Here is a 7,765-nt window from a genome sequence, read left to right on the forward strand (position 1 = left end):
GGTATTGCTGAAGGTGCATTTGATAAAGCATTAGCTTATGCTCAGGAAAGAAAACAGTTTGGAAAACCGCTTTCAGCTTTTCAGGCAATCCAATTTAAAATAGCTGACATGGCTACAAAGATTGAAGCAAGCAAGCTTATTACTTACAAAGCAGCTTGGCTTAAAGATATGAAAAAAACTAACGCAATAGAATCTGCGATGGCAAAAATGTACGCATCAGAAACAGCTACATTTGTAACTAAAGAAGCAATTCAAATTCATGGTGGATACGGATATATCTGTGAATATGAAGTAGAAAGAATGTTTAGAGATGCCAAAATTACTGAGATTTATGAAGGAACAAACGAAGTTCAAAGAATAGTTATTTCAAAAATGCTATTTAAATAGGAGTAATAGATGGAAGCTACTAGACAGATTTATTGGAATGTTGGACATGGTGTATTAATTCCTATGTACCTTTTGGCCATACTGGCTATTGGGTCTATAGTCTATAACTTTATAAAAAGATCAGCCGTATACAAACAAGGCAAATCACTTGACAGATATTCAGATTGGCCAGATAGGTTAAATATTGCCCTGAAAAATGTGCTTGGGCAGGTAAAAGTTTTAAATTCTCCTGCCGGGATTTTCCATGCATTTTTCTTTTGGGGTTTTTTAATCCTTGTAATAGGCACTACTCTGGTTTTTATCCAAGCTGACTTTTTACACCCTTTATTTGGAATAATTTTCCTAAAAGGTACATTTTATAAGATATTCTCTTTAGCTTTGGATATTGCCGGTTTTGTGGCAATTGTTATGCTTTTAGGTTTTTTAATAAGAAGATTTATCTTTAAACCTAAAGGGCTTGAAACTACAAAAGATGATTACATTATGCACGGCTTACTACTTGCAATACTGATAACCGGTTTTGTAATAGAAGGGTTTAGAATGGCAGCAACCGAGCTAAACCAAAATCCAGAGTTAGCTAAGTGGTCACCGATTGGTCTACTGTTTGCCAAAGCATATGTAAATATGCCTGAAAGCACCCTTCTTGCAATGCATAAATCATTCTGGTGGATACATTTACTCCTTGTAATGGGATTTTTCGTTTCTATCCCTTTTATTAAATTTAGGCATATACTTACTACTTCGGCAAACTACTTCTTCACAGATTTGAGAAGAAAAGGCTCTATAGACACAATTGATATGGAAAATGAAGAAGCTGAAAGCTTTGGTGTAAGCAAGGTAGCTGAGCTTACCTGGAAAGATATATTTGATAGTGATGCATGTACCAAGTGTAAAAGATGTCAGGACAGATGTCCTGCATATAACACCGATAAGCCTCTCTCCCCAATGAAGCTTATCGCAGATATCGGTGATGTAGCGTTTAATTCACCGGATGCGAATTTAATTGAAAAAGTATCTAAAGATGTCTTATGGTCATGTACAACCTGCCGTGCCTGTCAGGAAATATGCCCTGCAAATATCGAACATGTAAACAAAATTATAGATATGAGACGTAACCTTGTCCTTATGGAAGGGGAGTTCCCCGGTGAAGAGGTTATGCTTGCAATGGATAATATGGAAGTCAACGGCAACCCTATGGGCATGGGCTTCGCATCAAGAGGCGATTTTGCTAAAGATTTAAATGTAAAACTCCTTGCTGAAGACAGTAACGTTGACATTATGTATTTTGTTGGTTGTTATGCATCATTTGATAAGAGAAATCAAAAAATTGCCAAAAATTTTATAGAGCTTTGTAACCTTGCAGGTATAAAAGTAGGTATCCTTGGCAAAGAGGAAAAATGCTGCGGTGAGCCTGCAAGAAAGCTTGGAAATGAATACCTATATCAAACTTTAGCATCTGAAAACATTGAAAAAATTAAAAAATATAATGTTAAAAAGATTGTTACCACATGCCCTCACTGCCTTAATACTTTAGGTAGAGATTATAAAGATTTGGGGCTTGAAATTGAAGTGGAGCACTACACAACATATCTTCACAAACTGCTTAACACAGGAAAACTTAAGATTTCAAACAAAGAAGCCCTAGAATGCACTTATCACGACTCCTGTTATATCGGAAGATATATGGATATCTATGATGAACCAAGAGAAATCTTAAGTGCACTTGGAGCTGAAATTAAAGAGATGAAGAGAAGTAAAGCTGAAAGTTTCTGTTGTGGAGCTGGTGGCGGTAGAATTATCGCCGAAGAAAATATCGGTGAAAAAATCAGTGTCAAAAGGGTAAAAATGGCTGAGGAAACAGGGGTAGAAACTCTTATTTCTAACTGTCCATTCTGTATGACAATGTTTGAAGACGGCCTTAAAATGGCTGAACTTGACGGTAAAATGAAAGTTAAAGATTTATCAGAAGTTTTAATAGAAAGAGTTGAAAAATAAACGGAGGTAGTCATGAAAGTACTGGTTTGTATTAAGCAGGTTCCTGATATGGAATCAAAATTTAAGGTAGCATCAAACAATGTATGGTATGAAGACACTGACCTTGCATATCGTATGAATGAATATGACGAATATGCAGTTGAGCAAGCTGTAAGATTAAAAGAGCAAGTTGGTGATTGTGATGTTACAGTATTATCTATCGGACCTGAAAGGGTAAAAGAAGCTATCAAAAAGGCACTTGCAATGGGGTGTGATAGAGGTGTTCATATTAATGACAACGACTATTATTCAAAAGACCCTTATCAAAAAGCCCAAATGATTGCTGAATTTGCTAAAGATAAAAGTTTTGACATTATTTTTACAGGCCTTCAATCTCAAGATACCGGCAGTGCTCAGGTAGGGGTACTTTTAGGAGAACTTTTAGAACTTCCTGTAGTAACAACAATAGTTTCTTTTGAATACAATAACGGTGAAGTAACAGTTAAAAGAGAGCTTGAGGGTGGTAAAAAGAGTATAATAAAAGTTAAAGTGCCTGCAGTATTTACTTGTCAATTAGGACTTAATGAACCAAGATACCCTACCCTGCCAAATATTATGAAAGCTAAGAAAAAAGAGATTTTAACTTTTGAAGCAAGTGAGCTTCTTAAAGTTGAAAATCTTGTTACAACAGCTAAAATGGCATTCCCTGAAAAGAAAGGTGGCGCTCAAATTCTTGAAGGTGATGTTGCTGAATTAGTTGATAAAGTTGTTAAAATTTTAAAAGAAAAGTCATTGGTGTAGGGGGTTGATATGAAAGTATTATTAGTTGCAGAATATAGAGAAAAAGCTCTTTTGGAAACAATATATGAATTAAATGGATTTGCAAATAGCCTGAATGCTGAAAAAGTTTTCTTTGCAGTGGGCTATGAAAGTAACCTTCCTAAAGTAGCAGGCAAACTTTACCTTGCAGATGCTGAAAAATATGGAGAGTATAACCCTGGTGTACACAAGGAGCTTATAAAGCAAGTTGTTGAAAAAGAAAATCCTGATTATATTGTATTTTCTCACTCTTCATACGGCTGGGATTTAGCTCCAAGAGTAGCAGCTGCATTAAAAGTAGGTCAGCTAACTGAAGTAGTAGCTATCGAAGATAATACATTTGTAGTACCAAGCTGTAATGCAAAGCTTAGAAGATTTGTAAGACATACTCCTGGTAAAGCCGTGCTTACAATTCAGGCAGGAGCATTTGCACCTGTGGTAGATTCTGCAAGCCCTGAAGTAGAAAAAATTGAAGCCTCTGCTCAGGCAAAATTAGAGTTTGTAGGATATGAAGAAGCTGAAGCTAAATCAGTAGACTTAACTAAAGCTGAAATTATTGTAACTGCCGGTAGAGGGATAGGTAAACCAGACAATGTACCTGTTATCGAAGAGTTGGCTAAGGCTCTTGGTGGGGAGCTCGGTGCAAGCCGTCCGGTAGTTGACGCAGGTTGGGTAGACCATTCAAGACAGGTAGGTACAACAGGACAGACTGTTTCTCCAAAGCTTTATGTAGCTTGCGGTGTATCAGGAGCGATTCAGCACTTGGCAGGTATGAAAAAGTCTGACTATATAATAGCGATTAACACAGATAAAGATGCACCAATTGCTGAAGTGGCTGATGTGCTTGTAGTTGCTGACGTTATGCAATTTGTACCGGCCTTGACTTCAAAATTAAAATAAGGAAAACAAGATGCTTGAAAATATATTAAAGGAAGCTACAGAAAAGTATACTCCAATGGACAAGGAGTATACTTTTTACTTCGTGTTTGATGACGACAAAAAATATACTATTTTCGCCAAAAACGATGGTTTAACTGTCGAAGAAGGTAAAAAAGTTGAAGATGCCAATTGCGTATGCAAGATGACATCTGAGCTTTTTGAAAAAGTGTGGTATGAAAATTATAAGCCGGGGATGAAAGAAATTTTCTCCGGCACATTAAAGACAAACAACCCGGAAGCTTTACAAAAATTCTTAAAAGCTTGTGGCAAATAGGAGAAATTATGTTTAAAACAGTTTTAACAGAAAGACTAAATATACAATACCCCATCATACAGGGCGGTATGATGTGGATTTCAAGAGCTGAGCTTGTGTCAAGCGTATCTAATGCCGGCGGGCTTGGAATTATCACCGCTCTTTCTTTTGATACCCCTGAAAAATTGGCTGGAGAAATCGATAAAACAAAAAGTTTAACAGATAAGCCTTTTGGAGTAAATTTGACATTTTTGCCAACATTAAGGCCCATTAACTATGATGTATATATCGATGTAATTATTGAGAAAGGGATAAAAATTATTGAAACTGCCGGAAGAAATCCGGAAAATTACATGCAAAAATTTAAAGACAACGGTATTACAGTTATTCACAAATGTACATCGGTAAGACATGCACTTAAGGCAGAAAAAATCGGATGTGACTTTGTAAGTATTGACGGATTTGAATGTGCCGGACACCCCGGTGAAGACGATGTAACAAGCCTAATTCTTATCCCAAGAGCAAAAGATGAGCTTAAAATACCAATAATCGCTTCAGGCGGTTTTGCTGACGGTAGAGGGCTTGTAGCAGCACTTGCACTTGGTGCTGAAGGGATTAATTTAGGCACAAGATTCGTGGGCACTGTTGAAGCTCCTGTCCATGAAAATATTAAGAAAAGACTTCTTGAAGCAAAAGAAACTGACACTATGCTTGTAGAAAGAAGCCTTAAAAATACTGTAAGAGTATTAAGAAATGCTCACGCGGAAAAAATATTGGAAATGGAAAATAATGGAGCTACTTTACAAGAATTAGCACCACTTCTCAGTGGTTTAAGGGGGCTAAAAGCTATTCAAACAGGTGAGACAGAAGATTCACTCTTTGCCTGTGGACAAGCGGTGGGCCTTGTGTATGACATCCCTACAGTTGGCGAGCTTGTTTCAAGAATCGTCAAAGAAGCAAAAGAGATAGTTGAAAACAGATTAAAAAATATTGTTTCATAATATAAGACGTTTTACGGGGGGGCTTATGCTCCCCTTCTTTTATTACCTATAAAATACCCTATCTTATATGTAACAGGAATTTTGTTATCCATAGAAAACATCTTTGTATAGTAATCAATAAAAGAAAAAAGCCTTTTTTTCCCTATATTTTTATCCGCTCTGACCGTTGCACCTGTTGATTTATGCTGCTTTAAAAACTCCAAAACATTATCATACCACAATATATATTCTCTTTCATAATAATAAGTTACGTCAAAATTACATTCATAACAATTTGTTAAGTAATAATCTATCGTTTTCATATCCAAAACTTTTCCAAAGCCGGTAAGTTTATTAACTTCACCCATTTCACTGAAAGTGCCCTTCAAAAACACATTAAAACCTAATTGACAACGTGTTGTCCCTACTCTATCCACTTCCTCTAAAAGTCTTTTTATATCTTCAATCCACTGAAAAGTTGATGAAGAAACTACCGTATCAAAAATATTATTTTTAAAAGGCAGGTGTAATATGTCCCCTTGCACCTTATTAACTTCTTGATTTAGCTTTATAAAATTATAAGCCAAGTCAACACAGGTTAAAATATTACAATTAAAGTTCTGCTTTAAAAGAGTTGTGAAAATACCGCTGCCCGCCCCAAGCTCCAATATATTTACACAATTATTTTTGAAACTAACATCTAAAATATTCAAAAGCTCTTTAGCAACCACATGTTGTATTTTAGCATATTTTTCGTAATCCAAAGCCCTTTTGTCAAAACTACAAGCCTGCATACTTAATAATAACCTTTTCGTCAATAAAATGAGGCTGGCAAAGCTCTATAAATCTTGCATTTTCAAACAGATTTAAGACAGTATCTATCTCTTTTCTTTTGACTATTTTATCCTCGTTACCATACAGAATATTTATTTTAACTGAATTACACCCTTTATCCACTTTTGAGTGTTTCAAAAACTCAAGCCCTGTTTCTAATTTAAAAATATCTTCAAGGTTTAATTTTATTTTACCCCTAAATCCGCATTTTAAGTAAAAACTTTCCATTGTGCCTAAAAAGTCAGTATTTAGGCTTTTTATCATTATATCTAATGCCTTTTTACTAAAAGAATTGGTAAAATCACTAAAGGGTGCAACTAAAATTACTTTTTTCCACCTATCAATATATCTCCAGACTGCCTTAGATAAAATATGTGCTCCTGTTGACCATCCGACAATAATATCACCGCCTGCAGAAATTGTGTCTTCGATATATTTATCACTGTGTATAAATGGGATGCAGAAATTTGTCACTTTAGGAATATGCTCAAACATTGCCGGGTAACCGCCCCACCCTGAAATAAAGACATTCTTCATAAAGTATTTACCAAAGAGTCCGCTATTTTATAAATATCAGATAAATCAAAATCAGCTCTTAAACTCACCCTAAGCCTTGGAGTTGTAACAGTCGGCCTTCTGGCAACAGCCACATAGATACCTAACTTAAGGAGTTTATTCTGAGCCTGTAATGCCTTGTTATTATCACTTACAACTATCGGAAAAATCTGACTCATAGAGTTTAAAAAATCTATCTTTTTTTCTTGAAGTAATTTTCTGAATATTTCACAATATGTTATAAGTTTACCGCCATATTGTTCGAAATTTTCTTTCAGCAACTCAATAGCTTTTAGATTGCCTCCAACTATTGCCGGGGGGAGTGAAGTAGTATAAATAAATCCCCGCCCCTTATTTATCAGATATTCAACCAGCTCACTCTTTGCACAAATATATGCACCAAATCCACCTAAAGCCTTGCTGAATGTTCCCATATTGATATCTATATCTTTTTCAACCTCATATTCATGCGCTAATCCCCTACCTTTGCCAAACACACCAGTTCCGTGAGCTTCATCAATTACTAATAAAAATCTATAACTTGCCTTTAAATTTACAATTTCTCTTAACCTTACTCTATCACCATCCATACTAAAAATTGTATCAGTAATCACAATTTTTTCTGGAAATGCTGAGTATTTTTTTAACAGCTCTTCGAGATGAGATACATCGTTATGGCGATAACGCACCATTTTTGCCCCACTTAAGCGTATCCCGTCATAAATGCTTGCGTGGTTTAGTTTATCCGTAAAAATAATCGTATCGGGAGTTGCTAATGTGCTTACAATCAATAAATTTGCAATATAACCGCTATTAACAATAAGACACGATTCATAACCTTTAAAATCAGCTAACTCTTTTTCAAGTCTATTATAAATATTATAGTTTCCTGACACTACTCTTGAGCCGCCGGAAGAATTTCCATAATCTTTTATGGCATCTAATGCTGCTAACTTTATCTCTTCGTTTTGAGAAAATCCTAGATAATCGTTACTGGCACAGTTAAGAGCACAAATATTATTTA

At 35.5% G+C, this 7,765-nt stretch carries 9 protein-coding genes; 6 read left to right on the top strand and 3 right to left on the bottom strand.

What is annotated here, in order from left to right; genetic code table 11:
- The 6 genes from ACTCAF_RS10365 to ACTCAF_RS10390 all read left to right on the top strand — a co-directional run.
- Nucleotides 1–387: acyl-CoA dehydrogenase family protein (locus ACTCAF_RS10365; protein WP_463063207.1), on the top strand; the 387-nt coding region annotated here is incomplete at its 5' end.
- A 9-nt stretch (nucleotides 388–396) separates the two neighbouring features.
- Nucleotides 397–2,382 carry a heterodisulfide reductase-related iron-sulfur binding cluster gene (locus ACTCAF_RS10370; protein ID WP_463063208.1) on the top strand — a complete coding sequence of 662 codons (1,986 nt, stop codon included), beginning with the start codon at nucleotides 397–399 and terminating at the stop codon, nucleotides 2,380–2,382.
- A gap of 12 nt (nucleotides 2,383–2,394) precedes the next feature.
- Nucleotides 2,395–3,162 (top strand): electron transfer flavoprotein subunit beta/FixA family protein, encoded by a 768-nt coding sequence (locus ACTCAF_RS10375; RefSeq protein WP_463063209.1) that lies wholly within the window; start codon nucleotides 2,395–2,397, stop codon nucleotides 3,160–3,162.
- A gap of 9 nt (nucleotides 3,163–3,171) precedes the next feature.
- On the top strand, nucleotides 3,172–4,080 hold the full coding sequence (locus tag ACTCAF_RS10380) for an electron transfer flavoprotein subunit alpha/FixB family protein (RefSeq protein ID WP_463063210.1): 909 nt from the start codon (nucleotides 3,172–3,174) through the stop codon (nucleotides 4,078–4,080).
- A 10-nt stretch (nucleotides 4,081–4,090) separates the two neighbouring features.
- Nucleotides 4,091–4,393: an alkyl sulfatase C-terminal domain-containing protein gene (locus ACTCAF_RS10385; RefSeq protein WP_463063211.1), complete on the top strand. Its 303-nt coding sequence runs from the start codon at nucleotides 4,091–4,093 to the stop codon at nucleotides 4,391–4,393.
- 8 nt (nucleotides 4,394–4,401) lie between these two features.
- Nucleotides 4,402–5,373, top strand: a complete 972-nt coding sequence (locus ACTCAF_RS10390) for an NAD(P)H-dependent flavin oxidoreductase (protein WP_463063212.1) — start codon at nucleotides 4,402–4,404, stop codon at nucleotides 5,371–5,373.
- Between the two features lie 23 nt (nucleotides 5,374–5,396).
- Here the strand turns inward: ACTCAF_RS10390 and ACTCAF_RS10395 are convergent, their stop codons facing one another.
- From ACTCAF_RS10395 to ACTCAF_RS10405, 3 genes are all read right to left on the bottom strand, one after another.
- Nucleotides 5,397–6,170 carry a methyltransferase domain-containing protein gene (locus ACTCAF_RS10395; RefSeq protein WP_463063213.1) on the bottom strand — a complete coding sequence of 258 codons (774 nt, stop codon included), beginning with the start codon at nucleotides 6,168–6,170 and terminating at the stop codon, nucleotides 5,397–5,399.
- The gene (locus ACTCAF_RS10400; RefSeq protein WP_463063214.1) at nucleotides 6,133–6,723 is read right to left on the bottom strand and encodes a hypothetical protein; all 591 of its coding nucleotides are present in this window, start codon (nucleotides 6,721–6,723) and stop codon (nucleotides 6,133–6,135) included. Before ACTCAF_RS10400 ends, ACTCAF_RS10395 begins: the two co-directional genes overlap by 38 nt.
- Nucleotides 6,720–7,765, bottom strand: a 1,046-nt coding sequence (locus ACTCAF_RS10405; protein ID WP_463063215.1) for an aminotransferase class I/II-fold pyridoxal phosphate-dependent enzyme, incomplete at its 5' end; no start/stop codon positions are given. The genes ACTCAF_RS10400 and ACTCAF_RS10405, both read right to left, overlap by 4 nt.

The organism is Deferrivibrio sp., from assembly GCF_055117995.1.

Bases quoted from the DNA above. Each gene is read 5' to 3' on its own strand.
- ACTCAF_RS10370 (WP_463063208.1), top strand. From the start codon at position 397: ATGGAAGCTACTAGACAGATTTATTGGAATGTTGGACATGGTGTATTA.
- ACTCAF_RS10380 (WP_463063210.1), top strand. From the start codon at position 3,172: ATGAAAGTATTATTAGTTGCAGAATATAGAGAAAAAGCTCTTTTGGAA.
- ACTCAF_RS10400 (WP_463063214.1), bottom strand. From the start codon at position 6,723: ATGAAGAATGTCTTTATTTCAGGGTGGGGCGGTTACCCGGCAATGTTT.
- ACTCAF_RS10390 (WP_463063212.1), top strand. From the start codon at position 4,402: ATGTTTAAAACAGTTTTAACAGAAAGACTAAATATACAATACCCCATC.
- ACTCAF_RS10375 (WP_463063209.1), top strand. From the start codon at position 2,395: ATGAAAGTACTGGTTTGTATTAAGCAGGTTCCTGATATGGAATCAAAA.
- ACTCAF_RS10385 (WP_463063211.1), top strand. From the start codon at position 4,091: ATGCTTGAAAATATATTAAAGGAAGCTACAGAAAAGTATACTCCAATG.